The sequence below is a fragment of the Phycisphaerales bacterium AB-hyl4 genome, from assembly GCA_041821185.1.
Classification (GTDB): Bacteria; Planctomycetota; Phycisphaerae; order Phycisphaerales; family Phycisphaeraceae; genus Natronomicrosphaera; species Natronomicrosphaera hydrolytica.
In genome coordinates this window covers 189,445-210,037 of record JBGUBD010000003.1, presented here as the reverse complement: position 1 = coordinate 210,037, position 20,593 = coordinate 189,445, and the positions used below count along the sequence as shown (strand labels likewise).

General features: G+C 61.1%; 16 protein-coding genes and 1 tRNA gene. 8 read left to right on the top strand and 9 right to left on the bottom strand.

Translation table 11 applies throughout. The features are described from left to right. Positions 1-161: 161 nt before the first annotated feature. Together ACERK3_05520 and ACERK3_05515 are read left to right on the top strand one after the other, a co-directional pair. Entirely contained in the window at positions 162-1,409 is a 1,248-nt protein-coding gene (locus ACERK3_05520; protein MFA9477751.1) for a hypothetical protein, read from the top strand. Then, positions 1,406-3,160, top strand: coding sequence for a recombinase family protein (locus ACERK3_05515; GenBank protein ID MFA9477750.1), 1,755 nt, complete (start codon positions 1,406-1,408; stop codon positions 3,158-3,160). Before ACERK3_05520 ends, ACERK3_05515 begins: the two co-directional genes overlap by 4 nt. Positions 3,161-3,378: 218 nt before the next feature. Here the strand turns inward: ACERK3_05515 and ACERK3_05510 are convergent, their stop codons facing one another. The 3 genes from ACERK3_05510 to ACERK3_05500 form a co-directional block, all read right to left on the bottom strand. Beyond that, complete coding sequence (locus tag ACERK3_05510; protein MFA9477749.1) at positions 3,379-3,756, bottom strand: hypothetical protein; 378 nt, start codon at positions 3,754-3,756, stop codon at positions 3,379-3,381. A 253-nt stretch (positions 3,757-4,009) separates the two neighbouring features. Continuing rightward, positions 4,010-4,357, bottom strand: a complete 348-nt coding sequence (locus ACERK3_05505; GenBank protein ID MFA9477748.1) for a hypothetical protein — start codon at positions 4,355-4,357, stop codon at positions 4,010-4,012. Further along, a complete protein-coding gene (locus ACERK3_05500; GenBank protein MFA9477747.1) occupies positions 4,357-4,629 on the bottom strand; it encodes a hypothetical protein in 273 nt (90 codons plus the stop codon). The genes ACERK3_05505 and ACERK3_05500 overlap by 1 nt, the downstream gene beginning before the upstream one ends. A 303-nt stretch (positions 4,630-4,932) precedes the next feature. Between ACERK3_05500 and ACERK3_05495 the strand changes: the two genes are divergently transcribed. From ACERK3_05495 to ACERK3_05485, 3 genes are all read left to right on the top strand, one after another. Further along, positions 4,933-5,886 carry a hypothetical protein gene (locus ACERK3_05495; protein ID MFA9477746.1) on the top strand — a complete coding sequence of 318 codons (954 nt, stop codon included), beginning with the start codon at positions 4,933-4,935 and terminating at the stop codon, positions 5,884-5,886. A 191-nt stretch (positions 5,887-6,077) separates the two neighbouring features. Continuing rightward, positions 6,078-7,235 (top strand): plasmid replication initiation factor, encoded by a 1,158-nt coding sequence (locus tag ACERK3_05490; GenBank protein MFA9477745.1) that lies wholly within the window; start codon positions 6,078-6,080, stop codon positions 7,233-7,235. Next, positions 7,216-7,431 carry a hypothetical protein gene (locus ACERK3_05485; protein MFA9477744.1) on the top strand — a complete coding sequence of 72 codons (216 nt, stop codon included), beginning with the start codon at positions 7,216-7,218 and terminating at the stop codon, positions 7,429-7,431. Before ACERK3_05490 ends, ACERK3_05485 begins: the two co-directional genes overlap by 20 nt. A 101-nt stretch (positions 7,432-7,532) precedes the next feature. Here the strand turns inward: ACERK3_05485 and ACERK3_05480 are convergent, their stop codons facing one another. The 3 genes from ACERK3_05480 to ACERK3_05470 all read right to left on the bottom strand — a co-directional run bounded on the left by ACERK3_05480 (position 7,533) and on the right by ACERK3_05470 (position 12,261). Next, positions 7,533-10,826 (bottom strand): NACHT domain-containing NTPase, encoded by a 3,294-nt coding sequence (locus ACERK3_05480; protein MFA9477743.1) that lies wholly within the window; start codon positions 10,824-10,826, stop codon positions 7,533-7,535. A 24-nt stretch (positions 10,827-10,850) separates the two neighbouring features. Further along, positions 10,851-12,041, bottom strand: coding sequence for a tyrosine-type recombinase/integrase (locus ACERK3_05475; protein ID MFA9477742.1), 1,191 nt, complete (start codon positions 12,039-12,041; stop codon positions 10,851-10,853). A gap of 146 nt (positions 12,042-12,187) precedes the next feature. Beyond that, positions 12,188-12,261: transfer RNA gene (locus ACERK3_05470), tRNA-Met, on the bottom strand. A 498-nt stretch (positions 12,262-12,759) separates the two neighbouring features. Here ACERK3_05470 and ACERK3_05465 point away from each other — a divergent pair. After that, entirely contained in the window at positions 12,760-13,476 is a 717-nt protein-coding gene (locus ACERK3_05465; protein ID MFA9477741.1) for a prepilin-type N-terminal cleavage/methylation domain-containing protein, read from the top strand. Between the two features lie 59 nt (positions 13,477-13,535). On the opposite strand, the gene ACERK3_05460 is transcribed toward ACERK3_05465, so the two are convergent. Then, on the bottom strand, positions 13,536-14,108 hold the full coding sequence (locus ACERK3_05460) for an NADH-quinone oxidoreductase subunit B (GenBank protein ID MFA9477740.1): 573 nt from the start codon (positions 14,106-14,108) through the stop codon (positions 13,536-13,538). Between the two features lie 178 nt (positions 14,109-14,286). Here ACERK3_05460 and ACERK3_05455 point away from each other — a divergent pair, with 178 nt between their 5' ends. Both ACERK3_05455 and ACERK3_05450 read left to right on the top strand, forming a co-directional pair. Then, complete coding sequence (locus tag ACERK3_05455) at positions 14,287-14,655, top strand: YbaB/EbfC family nucleoid-associated protein (GenBank protein MFA9477739.1); 369 nt, start codon at positions 14,287-14,289, stop codon at positions 14,653-14,655. A 159-nt stretch (positions 14,656-14,814) separates the two neighbouring features. Further along, a complete protein-coding gene (locus ACERK3_05450; GenBank protein ID MFA9477738.1) occupies positions 14,815-15,252 on the top strand; it encodes a VOC family protein in 438 nt (145 codons plus the stop codon). Between the two features lie 76 nt (positions 15,253-15,328). On the opposite strand, the gene ACERK3_05445 is transcribed toward ACERK3_05450, so the two are convergent. Further along, positions 15,329-17,356 carry a hypothetical protein gene (locus ACERK3_05445; GenBank protein MFA9477737.1) on the bottom strand — a complete coding sequence of 676 codons (2,028 nt, stop codon included), beginning with the start codon at positions 17,354-17,356 and terminating at the stop codon, positions 15,329-15,331. Between the two features lie 133 nt (positions 17,357-17,489). Beyond that, positions 17,490-20,543, bottom strand: a complete 3,054-nt coding sequence (gene lptD / locus ACERK3_05440; GenBank protein ID MFA9477736.1) for an LPS assembly protein LptD — start codon at positions 20,541-20,543, stop codon at positions 17,490-17,492. Positions 20,544-20,593: the final 50 nt, after the last annotated feature.

The window sequence follows — 20,593 nt, the reverse complement described above, 5'->3', positions numbered from 1 at the left end:
CCGGGGGGCTCCCCCGGGGACCGGGGGACGGGAGGGGGTGCGATTGTCGACTGTGAAGGTTCCGCGGACCGAGCGGGCGGCGGCGGCTTGGGAGGGGGCCCCGCGGCAGCGGGGAGGCTCCCAACCGACGGCGACCGCTCGGGCCCCGGCAAGGGGGGCAAGTGACTATCAGCCCCCCTTCAAACGTGCGCTTGTCACCTGGTGAGCCTGCAAGGGTGCTGGCGTGTGGCATCGATTCGCTGGTGCTGGCGCTGGATGTGCACTGGCTCGATGAGCGGCTGCTGTACAAGCTGGCCGAGTTGAAGCAGGAAGCGGCGGGCAACGATGCCGAGGTGCCGGGCCGCATCATGCTCGACGATGGTTCGGCTGCCTGGCTGTTCACGGTCAAGCCCCACGGCACGAGCGGGCACGCCTACCTGCTCAACAGCGGATCGATGAGTTGGTCGGTCGGTCATTCGCCGACGCCGACGAGTCGGCCGGGCGTGATGGTCACCATTCGATCCGAAACCCTCTGGACGCATGGGCCGGCGTCGGTGGTACAGCGGGTACATGATCTGATCGACGCGGCCGGGGGCAAGGTGATGGCGTGCAAGGTGAGCCGGGCGGACCTGTGCGTGGACGTGCTGCTGCCAGTCGCTGCCTGGGACCGCGAGTTGCGCGAGTATGTCGTGAGCCGGGCGGAGTATCGCGTGCCTTTTTTCAGCAAGTTGCGCCGCACCGGGTTGCAGATCGGCAAGGGCAAGATCATGGGCCGAATGTACGACAAGCCGCTGGAAATCATCGCCAGGGGCGGGAAGAAAATCTGGATGTATGACGTATGGGGCGTGCAGTCGGTGGCTGACGATCACCGCATCATCCGCGTGGAGTTTGAAGCCAAGCGTGAGGGCATCAAGGCGCTGGGCGTGGACACGTTCGAAGATCTGGAGCAACTAACGCCGAACCTGTGGGCGTACTTCACCGGCCAATGGCTACGCATGGTTGATGATCCGGCCAAGCATCACACGCGGCAGAAACTGCTGCCCTGGTGGCCGGTGGTGCAGGCGGGCTACACCGGTGCGCAACATGCCATGCCGCTGATTCGGGCCAAGGCCGTCAAGGCAGATCGGGAGCAGTTGTGCAAGCAGTTGCTGGGCTATCTCACTTCGCTCGTGGCGGCCGACCGGCAAGGCGATTTGATCGAGCCGGGCGAGATGCTCGATTTGGAGACGCATTTGGCGATGGTGAAGGACACCGTGAAAGAGTACGGCTGGAATGATGCGGAATTCACCGAGCGGGTGAAGTTGCGGCAGGCGCGGTATCAACGGGAAGGCGAAAAGTTCGCGGCGGCTGAGTGCGCGCGGGCTCAAGCTGGTGTATCTTTGTTCAAACGCAGCCAGCGACGCACGCACACCGGGAGCAATTCAGCATGACGCAGGCCATCGGCTATATCCGTCGTTCATCAGACCGCCAGGAAGAATCTCTGCAACAGCAGCAGGCGCAGCTCGAAGCGTTCGCCGCGAGCAAGGGCTGGCAGCTCGTGGCCGTTTACAGCGATGACGCGATCAGCGGCAGTGATCTGCGCCGGCCGGGCCTGGAGCAATTGCTGGCCGACGCCGCGCATCGGCAGGACGTCGACGTGGTGCTGACCTGGGACCGCAACCGGCTGGCCCGGCCGAAAGATCCGCTCGACGGCATGCTGTTGGAACGCCGGCTAACGGAAGCGGGCAAGCGCGTCATGTACGCGGCGACGGGGCAGGAGTCGCAGGGCGGCTTTGCGGCCGGCTTGATGAGCTACGTCGAACATCACCAGAACGGCGATTACCTGCGCAAGCTCTCGCGCGACACCATCCGGGGCATCGCTCACCGCGTGCAGCGTGGCTTCTGGCCGGGCGGGCCGATCCCCTTTGGTTATGACCGGCTCATCCTGGGCGACGATGGCACGCCGCGCCGCATCGTCCGTGACCTGGACGCCGGGACGCAGGCCGTGCTTGATCCGACCACCGGCGATGTTCGCGAGCAACTGCCCAAGGGCCGGCGGTATCAGAAGCAGGATCACGAGCAATGCACGCTGGTGCCGTCGATGCCCGAGCGGGTGCGAGCGTTGCAAAAGATGTTCAGCGACTACGCGGCCGGCAAGCCGACGCGGGAGCTGCGCGACGCGATCAATGCGGCCGGCTTCCGCACCTCGCGCGGCAGTCGGTTTACGGTGCAGACCATCCTGCCGATTCTCGAAAATCCGGCTTACCTTGGCCGGTGCGTCTACAACCGCCGCACCTTGAGCAAGTGGCACCGCTACCAGAATGGCAACAGCGTCGAGCGTCATGACGAGGGCGTGGAGAAGCGGCCGGAGTCGGACTGGCTGACGGTGGAAGGTGCCTGGCCGGCCTTGGTCGACGCGGACACCTTCGAGCAGGTGAAGCACCGCCGCACCTCATCGCGCGAGCAGCACCGCCACACGACCGGCCGGGCGGTGAAAGCCGGCTACCTGCTGACCGGCCTGGCATTCTGCGGCATCTGCGGCGGCAGGCTGACCGGACAGACCACCATCAGCGGCAAGGGCTACCGCACGCGGTACTACGTCTGCGCCACACACCACGCCGGCCACCATGACCGCTGCCCCAAGCGGCACAAGATTCCCGCCGACAAGGTGGAGGGGCATATCCTCGGCCTGATCCGCGAGGACGTCGGCCGCATCCGCCACGATCACAAGCTGCACGAATACATCGCCGACGAGCTGCGCCGCGTTAGTGGCGGCAACGAGGACGCCCGCGAGCAACTGAAACGCCGCCAGGACGATCTCGGCCGGCAAATCGACAAGGTCCGCGAGCATCTGCTGGCGATGGACGCCGAATCAGCCAAGGTGATGGGGCTGTACGAAAAGGCGGCGGAGCTGACCGAGCAGCAGAAACAGGTCGAGCAAGCCCTGGCGAAGCTGGGCGACGAGTTGCCCACGCTGCCGGAGGTCGCCGAGCTGCAGGCCCGGGCCGTCGCCGCGTTCGATGAGCTGGAAAAGGTGCTGGAAAGCGGCACGCTGGAGGAAAAGCGGGAATTGATCGCCGCTTACGTGCAAAAGATAAAGGCTGAACCAGACCATCATCAGGTCCAGATCAGCCTTTACCCTGCCCTCTTTAGTCGAAAAATAGCGGGGGGTGGATTCGAACCACCGACCTCCGGGTTATGAGCGTGAATCGCTCACTTCCCGAACCTCTTACCTGTCCGGCATCTACGGCAACACCAGCGGGATACGTCCGCCGGTCTGTACCCTATGTATCACATGTTAGGTATGTTTTTCAAGTTCTAGGGGATACCTTGGGGTACATTTTTTCCCGCGAAAAAACGGCATTTACGACATACCTCCGGGCATTTGCCCCGACGAAGCTTGGGGCGGTATGTCGCGCATCACCGAGCGTCGAACACGTCGCAGCGTGGGCAGCGCCAGCGCGAGCCGGCGGGCCGGGCCGGGTGGATCTGATTCTCAAACTCGGCGCTGCCGTGAAATGCGTGGTAGTGCTCGCATTCCGATTCGAACGCGGCTTTGGGACTGGTCGCGTAGGCGAACTGGAAATGGGTGTGCCTGGGGCTGTCGTGCAAACGGCGCAACAGACGGGCCTTGAGGTCCGTATCGCCCCGGCCGACATAGCAGACAACGAAGCGTTTACCTCGATCGGTTGATTGGAAGTGCCCGAGGGCGTAGTTGCCGGGGCGTTTGTATGTGACCTTGCGGTGAACGGTGGCGAGGTCGTAAGGATAGCCTCCGTAGAGCTTCAATGAGGGCATGGGCGATGTCTCCAAAATTACCAGCAGTGGAGACAGCCGGCATGCCTGCCGTCAGAGTACTGCCTCCGTTAAAGGGAGGCTTTGTCGCAGTGGTGCGCACGGGAATCGCGGAAGGACGCGAGGAGACATGAAAAGCCCGAAGGGACAGGGGCAAACGGGCAACTGTGGCGAGTGCGAATAATGCGATGTGCCGGACAGACGGTGCGCACATCCGAACAGAGTGGCCGGTTGCCTCAGGCGAAGCGGGGCGGGGTTAGGGGTGCGGCGTAATGGCGAGAATGGTGATCTGTTTCTTATCCGGCCCGTAGCACCAGAACAAGCGATACGCGCCGGGCGTGCGATTCTGCACGTAGGCTTCGAAGACCTTCCCGCCTTTCTCGTAGGGATGCTCAAGCGAATGATATTCGTGCGTCTTCAAGCCGGGATGACGTGGGTTAGCGAGCAGATGCGTCACACACTTATGCACCTGCTTGAACAGTCCCTCGGCCTTGGTCGACTTCTTGCGCTTCGACTTGCGCCGCGCAGCGACCGCAGCTTCGGCGGCTTCTTTCAGCTCCGCGTACTTCGCCGCCGCCTCCTCGGTCCAGACCGCTTCGTGCATCAGCCTTCATCCTCGATCTGGTCCGCGAGCTTCGCATCGCCGGCCAGATCCGGCCCCTTGGCAAAGCGGCGCTGCTTGGCCTGCTCAATGCCACGGCTGACGGCTTCCTTGGCTTCACGGTTCTCATAAAGCCAAGCCTCGCGCTCGGGAATGATGCGGGCGAGCGTGACGCGCACCTCCGTATCGTCGACTTCCTCAATAATGACGGTGCGATTGGCGAAGCGGTCGCCCAGCGTGATCCGGCCCTTGCTGTCGGTGGTCTTGGTTTGCATGGTGGTACTCCTTGACTACCCCATTGTAGCCCGTGTGGTTGCAAGTGGTCTAGTGGGTATATCCCACTTTATCGGCAATCTCACAGTGGGCCTTGCCCGGCGGATGGGCATCTTTGCGTAGCAAAGTGCCCGCAGCCGGGCATGACCCGGTCGAGCCCTGCCTTCCGGGGGTAGCCGGGGGGCCAGGGGGCGGCAATGAGCGCCCCTGGTCGGCCGAGCCTAATGACGTGCGCCCGCTCAGCCGATCTAATCGAGGCCGAAACACCTCGGCGTTGTTCTTCATTCGGGATTTCGGGGCTGACAATGAGCAGACGGGTTCAAAAGCGCATCGAAGCTGCCGTGGCAGGCGGACGGACGCTGGTGCGCCTCTACGCATTTCTGACGGCCGCCTCTGCGGATGTGATCTACGACATCGTCAAAACGCAACGGGCACGTAAAACCCATCCGAAGCTGCCCCCACCGCCACCAGTTGAGGAATGGTTACCGCTGTACGATCAACCGATTCGGGTGTTCAACAGTATCGGCGCGTTCAGCGGATGGCATCGATCCAGTGGTTTTACGCCTGCGCGTGTGATTGTGTGGGGGAAACAATTGGACGAACTGCCACGGTCGGAACGAGAAAAAACCTTTGAAGCGATTAAAGTATTGCCGAGCGAAGCAAAACCCAAGCCACCCGAGAAGGGACAGGGATTTGTCGAAACGCTCTACGATCAGATCAGGCAATTTGCGTTTGATGATTATCAGGAGGATTCGGTTGATGTGGGCGAAGCGCTCAAGCTTCCTGAGATTCAGTTTTTCTTTCGTATTTGGATCGTGTCGTGGGTGGAGTACCAGCAATCGCCACATGACCTTATGAAACTAGCCCGCAAAGGCGACCTAGACGCGCTGACCAAGCTATTGCGCTTGGACAAAGCCGTCGTCGCCGATCCTGCCATTGCAAATGAGATTCACCGCGCGGCACGGCATGGTCAAACAGCGCGTTTTCGCAAACTCGCCGATTCGATCGGCAGCGGCCCACCCGGGCCCATGGCCCCGAAACAGGTAAAGCTAAGGTTGGTCGCCTTGATTTCGCAGTTCTCAAAGATGATGGGCGAACCTTTGAATGAGCCGCAAATTCGCGCGATCTTCGATTCTGTCGCTCTCAAGCACGGCAAGAAATCCGGCAAGCAGCGCGACAGCGATCTACCCCTGACCTCGAACGCACTGCAAACCGCAATCCGTCGCCATAACGAGAAGTGGCTCAACAAAGGTCAATGACAAAACTCGCGTGACTTTTGTCAGCGTAACCCGCCAATCGCGGCCGTAATTTCGCGGCCATGGAAAACAAACACCCTAAACACGGACCGGACAATCAACCACAACCACCTGACCCCGCCTCTGGCGGCGCTGCGTCGAATGCGGAGGGGCCCGCGCCAGCGGGAGGGCCCTTCGACGCAGCGTTTCAGAGTATGGCGAGTTCTGTAACACGCCATACTCCAATTACAGGACCTGACGACTGGACACTGCTGAACTGTGGCCTCGACTCACTCGACCTGGGCGTTTACGTCGCGTGGGGCGAGCGCTGGCCGCAGCTCCTGGCTGACCTGGAACAGCGGCGCAGCGAAGCCGAGCACACCAGCGGCATCCGTTGGCGTGACATGATCGACGGGCCGGTGCTCATCCTGCCATCTGGCAAGCCGCCGATGTATCGCTTCCACCTGCAGTCGGCCGACTTTCACCTATACATCGGCAAGCGGCAAACGCCTTTCAAGCAAACGCCGAACCTCTATGTTTCGTTCACTGCTCATGCGCTGTGGCGACTCGGGCCGGCCCAGGCCGTCGAGCAGTTCGTCGCCTTCGTCGCCGAGCTGGGCGGGGAAATCCTCGGTATGCGTGTCAGTCGGTCCGACCTCTGCGCTGATTTCCTGATCCCCGGCGGCGTAAGCCTCGACTTCATCCGGTCGCATCGTGTCAGCCTGAGTGAAAAAACCCGCGACCACTGCGACGGTGACGTGCTCGAATCCTTCTATGTCGGCCAGAAGGGCGCGCCGACGCAACTGCGCATCTACGACAAAGCAAGGGAAGTGCTCGCCGGCGGTACGAAGATGTGGTTTCTCGATCTCTGGGGCCTGGACGCCTGCCGTGATGTGTGGCGAGTGGAGTACCAGCTTCGGCGAACACCGTTAAAAGCGTTCGCGATTCACTGCCCCGCCGACCTGTCGGCGAAGCTGGCCGGGCTGTGGTCCTACCTCACCGAGCAATGGGCGTCGCTGCGCTTGCCGGTCGGCACGAACACCAGCCGTCGGCCGGTGCATCCGTGGTGGCAGGCGGTCCAGTTGTGCGCCGAGCGCTTCGGCGAGCCGTGCCAACTCCAACGCGTGCGATCGGACGATCAACTCGCCCAGGTGGATTGGTACGTCACGCATATCGGCGGCTGCCTCGTCGGCCTGGGCGTGCGCCTCGGCGTCGACGAGCTCGACCACCTGCTGCTCGTGCTCTCGGGCCTGCTCGGCCAGTACTGGCAAGAAGGTGAGTTCGAACAGCGCTACCTCCGCAAGGCAATTCAGCATGGCATCCCCATCAAGCCGGAGCAGGAGGGCGAAGCCGATGACGCGCAGCAGCAATGAGGTGTCAGTCGTGGCGTTGCCGCCGTACCTGTCGCCAAACGAGTTGGCCGAGCGGTGGCGGTGTTCGCGGTCGAGTGTGGATCGGATCGCCCAGCGGGCCGGGCTGAGCCGGACGTTTCTGGGCGAAGGGAAGAATGGAATTGTGCGCTACATGCGAAAGGAGGTCGAAGCCTATGAAGCAAGCCGGCGGGTGTAGCCTTGCCTAAAACAACGCCACACCCGCCAACCTCAACACAACATGCTACCCCGCATGTTTGGCCGCCCCGGAGATGCAAGTCCGCCGGGGCGGCCGCCTGATTACCAAAGTGAGCCAGCTTGAATCTTGCTTCTTAATGATGCCGGAACTGTTTTAAAACCAGCTGAATTTCCTAGTCTAATTTCTTTCAGTTTCGGCAGCCTTTCCAAGGGGGTTAAATCATCGATTAGCGGGCATCCTAGAATTGCTATGCGTTCCAGCTTCCTTAAGCTGCTAACTGGACCTAAATCGGCAACCTGACTAGCATATCCCAACATCAACTGCGTTAGCCCTTCAGCCTTCTCAATACCTGCCAATGTATCTAGATTCTCCGGAAATCGAATCGAAAGCGCGCGAATACGGCTAATTGCATCGGTAAATCTTATATCGTCATGAAACTTACACGCAGTGAGATCCGTAGCCTGGACTGACTGTGCGTTGCGTAGCATCTCCATTACGACGGATATGTGTGAATAATGAACATGAATACCTTCTAGTGAGGCTAGGCTTCTAAACACGCTTCCGGGAATGTCGCTACCATCCGAAAGTGACAGCCTTTTCAATTGGGTCAAGGAGGAGAGATAGTGTGCCTCGCCGGGAAATGTATAGAGAAGGCTTAGTTCTTTCAAATTATGCAATAAACCCAGCGGCTCAAGATCAATCGCCGGCCCAGTGCCATTGAGACCGAGCACCTGTAGCGACGGTAGCGACGTCAGCCCCTCGATATCTTTAAGAGCCCGAAAGTGGCTGAGGGCAAGTGACGTCAAATGGCTTAGGCCTCGTAAGTCTTCCAAGTTTTCGATGCGGCTATTGCGTGATAGGCGCAACGATTCTAGGCGTGGGAGATCGCGTAGCGGAGAGAGGGTAGGTGCTGACCAGCAATTTAAAACGCGTAATCTTCGAAGTGAGTTAAAATACTGGAACCCGGAAAAATCGGCCACATCATCACAGACAAACGAGTGACGCCCAGATAGGATGCTGGATACTACCTCCTTCGCATAAGATTCGCGGTCAAAACTATCCCAGGCGCGAAGTAGTTCCCGAATAACTGTTGCTCGTCGTTCGTTTGTATATTGTGTGAGGGCAGCAAACGCACTCTCTGTTCCGATTTCTGCCAGAGATCGAACACTCGCTGCAGCTGGCCTTGCATTCTCTTTCCAACACGTTTTCAGGTATGGCACGGCAAGGTCTCCGGCGGATGCCAGTGCACGAGCTTCCGTCATGTTGGCAGGCGGCACTAAAGCGCCTAGTCGATTTTGAACTGACTTCTGAATCTCTTCTGAAATCGATACGCAGGTATCGAGGCATGCAACTGCTAAGAGGTGGAGTTGATGGCGCTGGCCTAGCTCACGGTCACCTCGCTGCACGATGCCCCCAAGTAATGAGGACCGAAATGTATCATTTCCAAGCCCAGCAGCCATCATGATGACTTGGGCCCACGAATCGAGATGAGCATGCTTGACAAGCACTCCCCAGTCGCCTTCATGCGCAGCACGGTGAGCAGCAAGGAATTCTTGGAATGTTCGGTGGGTGAAATCTATTTTGCCCGAAGCGGGCTGACGTAGCAGCCCAGTCCGGTCCAAAAGATATTGCAATACAGTTTCACCCGTTGCAATAGAGGGGAGGCTTGGCATGTGCGTAATCTGCTGTGCGAGCCGAGCCTTCGCCTCTTCATTCGAAATCTCGGCCCACCCATTTTCTAATAGCCAGTAACTCAGATCTTCAAGAAGCGCTCGTTTCTGGCGAAGCGTCAATTTGGGATAACCTGGTATAGCAATGTGTCGTTCGATATCACGACGTTCAAGCAACATAGTGCAGCAGGCTTCATACAGTTCAATTCTGTCGTTTGGTAGCTGTTGATTCCGATCACGGTGCAATGCACATAACATGGCACACAAGAGAGGTGTAGACGCAAGCTGCCGGAGGGGGCGATTAAACTTCAAAACGTTATGAAGATTGCTAGCAAGAAACTCAAGTTGCTGTTGTCCCTGCGTGCCCTCAAGCTCTTGTCGCACAGCATCGTGCCAATGCTCAATAAAATTGGCAATATCAGCCGAGCCCATCGGCTGCAAATCTGCTTCAGCAAAATCTAAGTCCTTTAGCCATTGAGGATCGATAGCTTCAGGGCGAGCAGTTACAACGACCTTCGTGTCAGGGTATGAGCCGACAAGATCCTCGAGCCACTTCCTTACATCAGTGCGGCGCGATTGCGAAATCTCATCTACCCCATCAATGAGTAAGACCGCGTCACCTCTTTGGAAAACCTGATGTACCCACCCATGAGGCATTGCGCCTGCGATAGAAGGGGCAATTAACTTTGGAAAGTCTTCAGGGGCAGGAAGCAGATGGTCGCTGAATGCTCTGAGTCGAACGAAGAACGGAGTCTTCGCTCGCCATTTGGCGAGCCCCTCCGGAAGTTCCTGGCCAGCAACTTTCACAGCGAGCCACTGCAGAAACGTGGTTTTTCCAGATCCGGCTATTCCCTTGATGATTAACCGATTGTGTTCCCGTAGAACCTCATCGGCAGGGACAGTTTGATCTTGAGTCGAGTTTGACGAGATTACGGCATTCCCATCTTCCTCAGGTTCTTCGATTTCTTCGTTCTCGGTACGCTCGTCAGGAAGTACGGATAGCGTGATATAAGCAACGCTAAGACGGTGGCGTCTGCTAGTGGTGGAGAGGTCTGCCCCAAACAACTCTAAATAGTCCAAAGTACGAACGACGGACCGCCGATACTCTACATCAAAAGTAGCTGCTCGGAGATCCGCGTTTTCATCACGAGCAAGATCGCGAAGGCGACGCACCTCATCGAGTATTTGGTCGGCGGTGTTGATAAGTGAAGATTGCCTTTTGAGAACTTCGGCGAAAGTGCGTTCGGAAAAGGCCGGCAACTGTGAAGCTATATCAATAGTAAGAGTGCTAAGTTCTCGTAGCGCACGTTCGTATAGATGGGTTTCAATCGATCCAAAATGTAGCCCCCCCGGCTTTTGAGCGAGGAGAATATTATAAAGGTGGTCCGGGTCAAGGTCAGTGGATGCCAACAGTGTGCTTGAAATATCGGTATTGGAAATAGTGTCTGCTATTCCGTGCGCAACCGCCTTTTTGGATGGCTCATCCAGCGAAGCTCCCTCACGCTCGAACAGTTCATACACCTGCTCGGCCACTCGTTCTCCAATATCAGATAATTGTCGGTGTCCTCTCCTTTGAGCAAGCAGATCGTCGGTTTTCGCTTTCAACATGTCGATGAGCCCGCCGCCTGCCGCGTTCACGATTGTGTGGTCGCGAACCCAAGCCGCGAGTAGAGCTTTGGCGACAGCCGCGCCGATCGTAACGGTAACGTAACTTGACAGACTCATAGACAGGATCCATTGAGGAAAAAACTAAATCACAAGCAGTTGATCGCACGCTGTTGGGGAGCCAAAATCAATTTCAGAGGAGATAAGTTCCGGGACTAACGCAGCATAATGCCGTCGACAAATCTCCGGCGAGTTGCCCAGAAGCGTTGCAATCTTGTAGAGGCTCACGCCGTTCTGCGCGAGTTGGCTGCCGAACGTGTGGCGAAAGTCGAGACACGTCCAAGGTAAACCAGCATCCTTGTTCGCGTCGCGCAGGTCGGCGGAGAAGTTGTCCGGGTCCCACCATGTGCCGTATGGGCTGGGGAAGTACCAGCCGTGATCTGAGGCCGGCGGCGTGTAGCGGTCGAGGTGTTCGCGCAGGGCGCGGCTGATGGGCACGGCGCGGTTCCGCTTGGTCTTGGGCTGCCAACTGCGGCTGCCGATGGTCTTGGCGCGAATGCGAATCAATCCGTGGCCCCCTGATGTGCCCCTGCGGAAATCCATGTCCTCCATTGTAAGCCATAGAAGCTCCTCCCGCCGCAAACCGGCGTAAATGAGTGTCGCGACCATGGCCTGCAACTGCGGCTTGAAGCGCAGGGCGTGCAGCTGCTCGTCGATCTGTGGGAGGGTGAGGAAGCGGATCTCGGGGGCACGCTCCTTGTAGCGGGGTACGGCGGCGGCGGGGTTTTTGTCCTGGGGCAGGCGGATGCGGCCGGTCTCGGTGGCCCAGTTGAACATGCGGCAGGTGATCTCGCGGTAACGGTTGGCGGTCTTGGGGGCGATGCCGGTGCGGCGGACCTTCGCGTCAATGAACTCGGACAGGTCGGCTGTGGTGATCGCTTCGACGAAGGCGGCCTCGACCACAGGCGGGCGGACGCGGCGGTCCTGGCCGGGCTTGGGCTTTCGCTTGCGGGCTTTGGCCGAGGGAGTGCGGCTGGTGATCTTGAGCGCGTCGCAAACGGGGCCGAACATCTCGCGCAGGTAGTAGACGTCGGCCTGGGCGCTCTTGGGCGTCTTGTGGGTGCGGACGTGCTCGGCGTAGGCCTGGAGCAGGTCGGCGATGGGCGTTTTGGTCGGCAGCGGGTTGTCGTCGCCCTGGGCGAGCCGGTTCTCGATTTCGCGCAGCTTGGCCCTGGCGACCTGGTAGCTGTCGGTCTTGAGGCTGACGCGCCGCTGCTTTTTGCCGACGTAATATTGAGCGTAGTAGGTGGTGCCGCGCTTCTTGAGACAAGCCATGATGTAGGAACCTCCGGGCAATCGAACGATTCGATCTCGGCAGGTCCCTTGTCTGGCGTGCGGGGGTCAGTTTGGGGGACAAAGCCCCCTAACACGCGCGTAAAAAAAGGGACCTGCGTTGCCGCAAGTCCCTTTTAGCTAAGAAGTAGCGGGGGGTGGATTCGAACCACCGACCTCCGGGTTATGAGCCCGACGAGCTACCAGACTGCTCTACCCCGCAATCAAGTTGGAGCGCTAGCATAGAACCATTTCGCACGTTGTCAAGTTCATGATGACATAGCGTTAGTACGGCACCGCCGACTTCTCATCTTTAGTGCCCCCCGAAAACTGGGCTCGCGGTGAAGGTGGATTCGATTCCGAACAGGAGTCGAATCTGACGGCTCGGATGCGACGGCGATTCTCGACTGATTTCAAGGCGAAGGTGGCCTTGGAAGCGGTGCGGTGGGTAGAAGACAGTGGCGGAACTGGCGGGCGAGCATGCTCGACCGCGTTTGAGCCCGACGGTCGCGCTGTGCATGAGGCAATCCGGAACACATGATGTCGGCCACTTCCCCGCAGGTGGACTTTTGCGATGCGAATGGGCGGCGAAGTCGGCTCCAAATCACAGGACCTGAAACCGCAAAAGGCCATCGCTACTCGGTTGACACGCGAGACAGCTGATTCTATTCTCCATACAACTTATTTTGACCACCCAAACTAACCCAAGCGAGCCCTCAAATTGAAACCCGGCTTCACGCTCATCGAACTGCTCGTGGTGATTTCTATCATCGCTATCCTCATCGGCATTCTGCTACCGGCACTCGGCGCGGCACGCCAGGCCGCCCGGCGCACCGCCTGCCTGAGCAACATGCGTCAACTCCAGATCGCTCAGTGGATCTACGCTTCCGAGCACGACGGCTGGTTGATCGAAGGCAACCTCGAACATGGCGGGCACGATCACCCGCCCGATCAGGCCACAGCGTGGATTGAGGCGCTCCAGTCCTACGGCTCGGAGATCGCGGCTCGCTCACCGGTCGACGACAGCCCCTATTGGAACCAGACTCCGCCGGGCGCGGACGATCCGGACCAGCGGCGGCTGACCAGCTATGGCATCAACAACTACCTCGACCGCAAGGAGCATCCCGCCGACGCGCCCCGCATCGATCGCATCGACCAGGTGCCGCAGCCTTCGTCTGTCGTTCAATTCGTCATGATGGCCTTCACTGGCGAGTTCGCCGGCTCAGACCACTTTCACGTTGAAGATTGGGGGCAAGGTGACACGGCCCCTCAAACTGCAGCGGAGCAGGTTCAGATCAACGCGCACGGCGGGCCGGTCGCGAGTTGGAGCAGTCGAGCACCGTGGGGCTACCTCGACGGCTCTGCTCGTGTGCGAGCTTTTGAGGATGTGTACCAAAGCCCGACTCGCAACAGCTTTGATCCGCGCGTGGCCAGGTAGCAACGGTATAGAGAGAAGGTGCGCCGAAGCCACGCGAGGCGGTCGACGTCGCACTGCATTCAGCTTTGCCCCACCGTCAGCGGCATCGGCTGCGGGCGGACGCGGTGCGTCGGCGGGATGGCGATCTGCAGCGGCATCCGCTTGCCGTCGGGGCCCTTGGGCGGGATGCGGTCTTCGTCGATGATGCGCTGGATGGCCATGACGCCTTCGATCAGCTGCTCCGGCCGCGGCGGGCAGCCAGGCACGTAGACGTCAACGGGGATGAACTGGTCGACGCCCTGCACGACGGCGTACGTGTCGAACACGCCGCCGGTGCTGGCGCAGGCGCCCATCGAGATGCACCACTTTGGTTCGGTCATCTGCTGGTAGATGCGTTGGAGCACGGGCAGCATTTTCACCGCGACCCGGCCGGCGACAATCATCAGGTCGGCCTGGCGGGGGCTGAAGCGCATGACCTCCGCGCCGAAGCGGGAGAGGTCGTAGCGCGAGGCGGCGGTGGCCATCAGTTCAATACCACAGCAGGCTGTGGCGAAGGGCATCGGCCAGATGGCGCTGCGGCGCGACCAGTTGATGACCTTCTGAAGCTGAGTCGTCAACACGCCGTCGATCGGCAGTGCGGTTTCAAGTCCCATGATCCAGGCATCCTCGTGGCTGACGGTCGTAAGGGTCGTGGCGGGCACGTTGGCCCGCTCTGAGGCTGAATCTTAGGCGAAAAACGGCCGGAGGTAAAAGCCGGGTCTCAGAGACCGGGTAAGATCGGCTATCATCGGTTGTGGAACCGACTTTGAGCCATGAACGACCGGAGATGCCATGTTTGATCAGATGAAGAATCTCAAGAACCTCGCGGGGATGCTCGGCAACGCGGGTGAGATGAAAGAGCGGTTCGAAAAGCTCCAGGCCGAGCTTGCCGAAAAGCGGATTGACGCCGACGCCGGCGCGGGGGCCGTACGCGTAACCGTCAACGGGAAGTTCGAACTGGTGAATATCGAAATCGACCGTGCAATGCTCACCGCGCTGGTGGGCGACGCCGCCGAGGCTGACAAGGAAATGGTCGAAGAGTTAATCCTCTCCGCGACCAACGCCGCCATTCACAAAGCACACGAAGTGGCCCGGCAGGAATTTTCGCGAGCCGCCGGCGGACTGAACCTGCCCGGACTCGAAGGCATGATGGGCGGATGACTCTGCTTTCTGGGCAGTGGTCAACTTTGATCGGGTGCCACGGCTTTTAAGCCGCACTGAGTTGCGCAGAGCACGGCCTGACGGCAGTGCCACCCAAAGTGTACCACTGCCGCTTTCTACACCTTGGTGCCCGGGGCCAACCTTGGTTACCATCGAGCGATGGCTATCCAACGGATGGATCACGTCGGCATCGTGGTTGACGACCTCGCAGCCGCGATTGAGTTCTTTGTCGATCTCGGACTCGTGCTGCAGGGCGAGGGGCCAGTCGAAGGTCGCTGGGTGGATCGCGTTGTGGGGCTTGAGGGCATACGCGCGGCCATTGCGATGATGCAAACGCCGGATGGCAACGGGCGACTCGAGTTGGTGAAGTTCCACTCACCGTCAACCCAAGGCGACAATCGACCTGCACAGGCAAACACGCCGGGCATCCGCCACGTTGCATTCGCCGTCGAGGATATCGACAGCGTCGTTGCCGGCCTGCGGGCTCGCGGCACTGAACTCGTCGGCGAGTTGGAGTGCTTTGAGAACAGCTACCGGCTTTGCTATGTCCGCGGCCCGGAGGGAATCATCCTCGAGCTAGCGGAGCGAGTCGACTAAATGGCGGCCAAATCCTTGCGTTATCACGCGGGGCATTAGCCATGGCATGGCGGGGCAACTCGAAACTTGAAACAGGTTAAATCTGTCCCGGCCGACGTTGCGGTTCGCGGGCGGGGGCGTCATCGTCGCGAGCTTCACGCTCGGAGGGCACGAAGTTGACGCGAGCACGCACTGCTTCGTTGGACAGCGACGCCATCGCATCGCCGTCGCCGCTGAGCATCATCTGACTCACCCACGACTTCACACGCGGCGAGGCGACCATCTCGCGGTACTGCCCTTCCGTCACAGGCTGGTAGCGATCCACACGGTAGATCACCATGCTCAGCCGACTGTCGACCTCGGCGACGCCGAGCCGGTCCGCCTCGTCCGCTTCAGACACTGCCATGCGTCCGCCTTCGCTGACGCGCTCGGCGATGTCGAACATGCCGCTAATCAATGCCTCGCTTCGGCCCACGCCGGGGACGTCGGGCACGGACAGCCGACCCTGCCGGTCCGGCGCGCGGCGCGGTGTCGGGCGGATCGTTTCGAGCATCAGACCTTCGGCCTCGGCAAGTGATTCGAGCCCCTGCTCGCGGGCGTCGGACAACCACTGCTCCATGGCGGGCAGCAGATGTTGCTCGTAGGCCTTGCGCAGGTGGGCATCCTGCCGAACGCGGTCCGCCACCGTTTCAAGCGACTCGGGAGCGTGCGAAGGCTGTGCTTCGGTCAGGCGGAAGAGGAACCGCGATCCGTCGCCACGTTCCAGCGGCTGACTGGGCAACATGGCTTGCAAGCCCATGCCCACGAGCGGATCGTCGTCGGCCGGCTCAAGCTCCCATGCACTGTGAACGTAACGCCGGAAGCTGATGTCATCGCGACCGGCCAGCGTTGCGCGGCCGATGCCGGGCAAAGCCTCAAGTTCGTGAACGGGTACCCACTCGTCCGCGAAGTCGTCGTATCGTTCGGGCCGAACGTTGAACTGCTGTTCGATCTGGTCCGCCATCTCACGCAGCGACGGCGGCTGGTAGTCATCGGGCACGACACGGTAACCGGCGTGTTGCTGAAGCTGGCGGGCGTGCTGAACGAGCATCGCCTGGGCAGCGCGGACGATGCGGTTGGCGAGCTGATCAGCTTGCTGATCGCGGAGCGTCTGCTGGATGCGTGATCGCACTTGCTCGTAAGGCTGGATCTCCGGCTCGCCGGCTTCGATGTCTTCCGCGTCGTTGCGGAATTCGTCTTCGTTCTCTTCGTAGTAGCTGAGCATGTCGACCTCGTCGATTTCGACCTGCTCGCGAACGCGATCGATCGGGATGGCGAGATACTCAAGCTTGACGCGCGGCGGGATGCGGTAGCCGAAGCCGTAGGGCTCACCCTGGCCCGGTGGGACATCGCGGTACTGCTCGAAAAGCGACTGCATTTCTTCGTCGGTCGGCTCGTCGGTCTCGTCGAGGTATCGGCGGGCGTCGACGATGGCGACCTCACCCGACACGGTCGTCTGTAGATCGCGGAGCATGTGGCGGATGAGCGGCTCGCTGAGGCGATGATGCCCGAACGCGTCGGCGAGCATCTGCTCGACCTGCATCATGAGCTGCCAGTCGCCGAGTTCCTGCGCCTGCATGGCGAAGGCCATAGCCTGAAGGCGTTCGAGCGGGTTGACGTGGGTTCGGCCGAGGATGAGGTCGCGGTACTGCTCCAGCGTGAGCCAGGAGCGCAGCGACTGCTGGACGAAGCCGGTGGACGTGCCCATGCGGGCGCTGGCCTGGCGTAGCTCGTCCTCGTACAGGCCGAACGTTTCGAGCAGGTTCTGGACCTCCGCGTCGCTGGCGGTGAGGCCGAGGCGGCGGGCGTCGTGCTTCATGAGCAGCCACTTGAGCGGATCGTTCTCCGCCAGGTCGCGGGCGAGCATGCCGACGACGGGGTGGACGCGTTCAAGCACATCGAGTTCGACGGCGGCGGACTGGCGGTCACCTTCGGTGAGGCGCTGGCCTTCCACCCGGCCGACGGGCTGGTCCTCGGGGCCGCGCATGAAGATAGACAGCGTCGGCTCGATGAGGAAGGCGATCATGAGGAACGCCGCGCCGAAGGCGAGGATGAACTTATTGTATTTACGGAAAAACTTGAGCAAGGCACGTCTCCGTCAGATGGAATGCGTCGAGCCGTGAAGTATACCTTTTTTGGACTTGGGTTTCTGGTTTCTCGTTTCGGGTCTCTCGTTCCGGACAACCAGAAACCCGAAACGAGAAACCAGCAACCCTCAGCTACCATCCCCCCTGCCCGACGCCGAAGGGGTTGCGGGCGGCGAAGCCCTCGGGGGTGAAGGAGATGCCGAAGACTTGCTCGTTGTCGATCTGGTCGAACGACGCGATGAAGCGGAGGCGGGCGCGGGGGAGTCGTCGTTCGAGCCAGAAGTCGATATTGCGGGATTCGTTTTCGCGGAGGTCGAAGCGTTGGGTGGCGCTGATGGTGTACTTGCGGGTGAGTTCGTAGGTGAAGCCGTAGCCGAGCCACTGGCTGTTGATCGGGCGGATGTTGCGGTAGTGGAGGAAGCTTCTGAGTCTGGGAGTGTGCTGGAGCGACGCGCCGAGCCGCCACTGTGAGACCTGCTCGTCATGGAAGTCGAAGGTAAGGTCGCCGATCGTGCCGAGTACGTCGCTGACCTGCCAGCGGGCTTCGGTGTAGAAGTGGTTGCCGCCGCGAGCGAACTCGGGCCGGTAGTCGTAGAAGCGGGCGAGCGGCTGGCGGTCGCGGTTGCCGTCGCTGGAGCGGAAGACAAGGTCGGTCTGGAGGGTAAACCAGTCGACGGACCGCCATCGGCCGGGCCCACCACGCTGGGTCTGGAGGGTCTGCCGCAGGCCGAGGCGGATGCCGGGGCCGTCGGCGATATCTTCGACGTCGGCCTCGTAAGGCGGCAGGTCGCCGGCGTCGACGGTGGTGGCCGCGTAAAACACGTTGATGCTGGGCTCGATGAGGTGCCGCAGGCGGTTGAGGTTGAGCACGCGGTTGTCGACGCGGTCGTAGCTGCGCTGAAACTGCGTGCTGAAGCGCGTGCCCAACGAACCCCAGAGGCGATACTGGTCGTCTTCGCCGGCGTAGGCCTCGAAGTCATCGTCGTAGGCGGTGACACGGCCGACGACGTAGGGGGTGATGCTCAGCGGGCCCAGTTCCATGGGCACATTGATTTCGTGGCGAGAGTCGACGCGGAGGCGCCAGTCCTGGTCGAAGCCGACGGCATCCGCGGCGTCGGTGAAGCGAACGTCAGGGGGCGTGCCGAACAGGTCGAGAGCCTGCTGCTCGCGGAAGCCGCGGTCGGCGGGCGTGTCACGGCCGAAGTTGGCCTTGATGCGCGAGAAGCGGTTTTCGGTGTACCAGGTGGCGCGGTCGGCGAAGAGACTCGTGCCCGTGCGGTAATAGCCGACTTCGGGTTGGCGTTCGAGTTGGAAGCCGGGGGCTTGGAGCGTGGTGAGTTGCTCGGTGAAGTCGGTGAGTTGCGTGCTGGCTTGAAGGTCGAACGCCCAGTCGGGCTCCTGCTTGAGCAGGTAGATGGCGGTCTGATAGGGCCTGGCGGTATGGGCTTCGTCGGGGAAATAGCTTTCGAGGAAGGTTTCGTCGGAGACGTAGGCAGCTTCGAGATCGGCGTGCCAGTTGTCGGGCAGGGTCTGGCGGTGTTCGAAGCGGACGTAGCCGCGGGTTTCATTGTCCTGCTCGATGCGTACGCGTCGGCCGAAGCGGTCTTCGGAGGAGTCGGTCGGCAGCAGGTAGCCGCGGAGTTGGCCGCGTGCGCCTTCGATGTTGTAGTCGAGTTCCGCACCGATGCCGGGGCCGCCCGTGCCGCGGTAGTCGAGGTTGGCGGTGAGGTCGATGCCGTCGGGCGATTCCTGGCCGAGCAGTGCGAACACGTCCCAGGCCGTTTCGACTTCAAGGCCGCGCCGTCGCGACTGGCCGACGCTGACCGAGCGGATGGGCAAGGCGCGGACCTCGCCGGCGAGGTAGGGCCAGTAGAAAACCGGTACGTCGGCGACTCGCAGCGTGGAGTGGCTGGCGGAGAAGTACTGCCGCATGACGCCGGCTTCGTCGCGGTCCATATCGAGCGTGACGCGGTTGGCACCGATGCCGAAATGTGGCTGAGCGAATTCGCTTGTCGTCAACACCGCGCCGCGAGCTTCGAAGCTGGTGCGCGAAGTCTGCCGAACGCTGTCAGCCCGGACGTAAAGGGGAATCTGCCGCTGCACGTCCCAGGTGTAAAGCACGGCGTCGAGCACGACGGCCTGGTCGCGCTGAAGGTCGTAAAAGATGCGCGGCGCTCGCAGGGTGTAGTCGCCGTCGCTGATGACGACGTTGTCTTCCAGGTAAATGCCCTGCACGGCCCCGGCGTTGAAGGCGGTGTCGCCCATCGCGTCGTCGGCAGCTTCGGGGGCGAGGAAGATCACGGCCCGCTCGGCCTGGAGCACGACGCTGCGGCCGTCGGCGGCGTCTTCGTAGATCAGGCGAACATCGCCGATGAGCATCAACGCGCTCTCGTCCGGCTCACGCTCAAACACCACCCGCTCGGTACGGAAACGCACCGTGCCCGTGGTCGGCAACACCGTGTCCGCCCGCGGCTGTTCAGGCTCGTCTACTTCAAGCGTCGCAAGATCGTCCGGCAGGTCGGGCAAGTCGTCGGCCTGTCCCGGCTCACGCGGTGCACCTGGCTCCGGAGCGGGCTCGACGGTGGGTTGCTCCGGCGGCGGGTCCGTGAGTGAACCGCCCTGCCGAGCCGGTTGTTGAGCGGCGAGCAGCGGCGGCGTGGCCGGGGCGAGACTGCCCGCGGCGCGGCGTTGCGTGGCATCCAGATCGTAACGGGCGATGCGCGACTGCCCGGCGTTGACGAACGGGTCATCGCCCGATGGCTGAGCATCGCGCTTGAGGTCGACCTCGAGCTTAATGCGGGCGGCGGTGGAGCCGGTGACCAGCAGGCGGTCGGCCTCCGCTGCGACAGGGGCACGCCCTTCGCCCACCAGCGGGCGGGCATCGTCGAGATACACAGCCATGTGGCGGACGGTCTGCTCGCCGCGTGTTTCGGTGACGATGCGGACCAGGGCACGGTCGGCGTGAAAGCCGTAGGCCCCCATCTGGAAGGCGGTTTCACCTTCCAGCAGCACGTACTCGGCCTGATCCTGCTGCCAGGTGGTGGCCCTGCGGGCGGCGAGGTGGGCGTCGGCGTCGAGCACGACGGTGTCGGCCCAGGCCGGCGCAGCCAACCACGCCAACAGGCAGGCACACAACTGTACCAGCCCCACACGATTCAAATGACATTGACGGATCACTGCTGGCATAGCCCACCCATCGACGCGGCGAATGAGAAAGCGCGACTATACGGGGCCGA

Coding starts and splice junctions, on each gene's coding strand:
- ACERK3_05485 (MFA9477744.1), top strand. CDS start 7,216: ATGACGCGCAGCAGCAATGAGGTGTCAGTCGTGGCGTTGCCGCCGTAC.
- ACERK3_05450 (MFA9477738.1), top strand. CDS start 14,815: ATGGCTATCCAACGGATGGATCACGTCGGCATCGTGGTTGACGACCTC.
- ACERK3_05480 (MFA9477743.1), bottom strand. CDS start 10,826: ATGAGTCTGTCAAGTTACGTTACCGTTACGATCGGCGCGGCTGTCGCC.
- ACERK3_05455 (MFA9477739.1), top strand. CDS start 14,287: ATGTTTGATCAGATGAAGAATCTCAAGAACCTCGCGGGGATGCTCGGC.
- ACERK3_05515 (MFA9477750.1), top strand. CDS start 1,406: ATGACGCAGGCCATCGGCTATATCCGTCGTTCATCAGACCGCCAGGAA.
- lptD (MFA9477736.1), bottom strand. CDS start 20,543: ATGCCAGCAGTGATCCGTCAATGTCATTTGAATCGTGTGGGGCTGGTA.
- ACERK3_05510 (MFA9477749.1), bottom strand. CDS start 3,756: ATGCCCTCATTGAAGCTCTACGGAGGCTATCCTTACGACCTCGCCACC.
- ACERK3_05460 (MFA9477740.1), bottom strand. CDS start 14,108: ATGGGACTTGAAACCGCACTGCCGATCGACGGCGTGTTGACGACTCAG.
- ACERK3_05505 (MFA9477748.1), bottom strand. CDS start 4,357: ATGCACGAAGCGGTCTGGACCGAGGAGGCGGCGGCGAAGTACGCGGAG.
- ACERK3_05490 (MFA9477745.1), top strand. CDS start 6,078: ATGGCGAGTTCTGTAACACGCCATACTCCAATTACAGGACCTGACGAC.
- ACERK3_05475 (MFA9477742.1), bottom strand. CDS start 12,041: ATGGCTTGTCTCAAGAAGCGCGGCACCACCTACTACGCTCAATATTAC.
- ACERK3_05500 (MFA9477747.1), bottom strand. CDS start 4,629: ATGCAAACCAAGACCACCGACAGCAAGGGCCGGATCACGCTGGGCGAC.
- ACERK3_05495 (MFA9477746.1), top strand. CDS start 4,933: ATGAGCAGACGGGTTCAAAAGCGCATCGAAGCTGCCGTGGCAGGCGGA.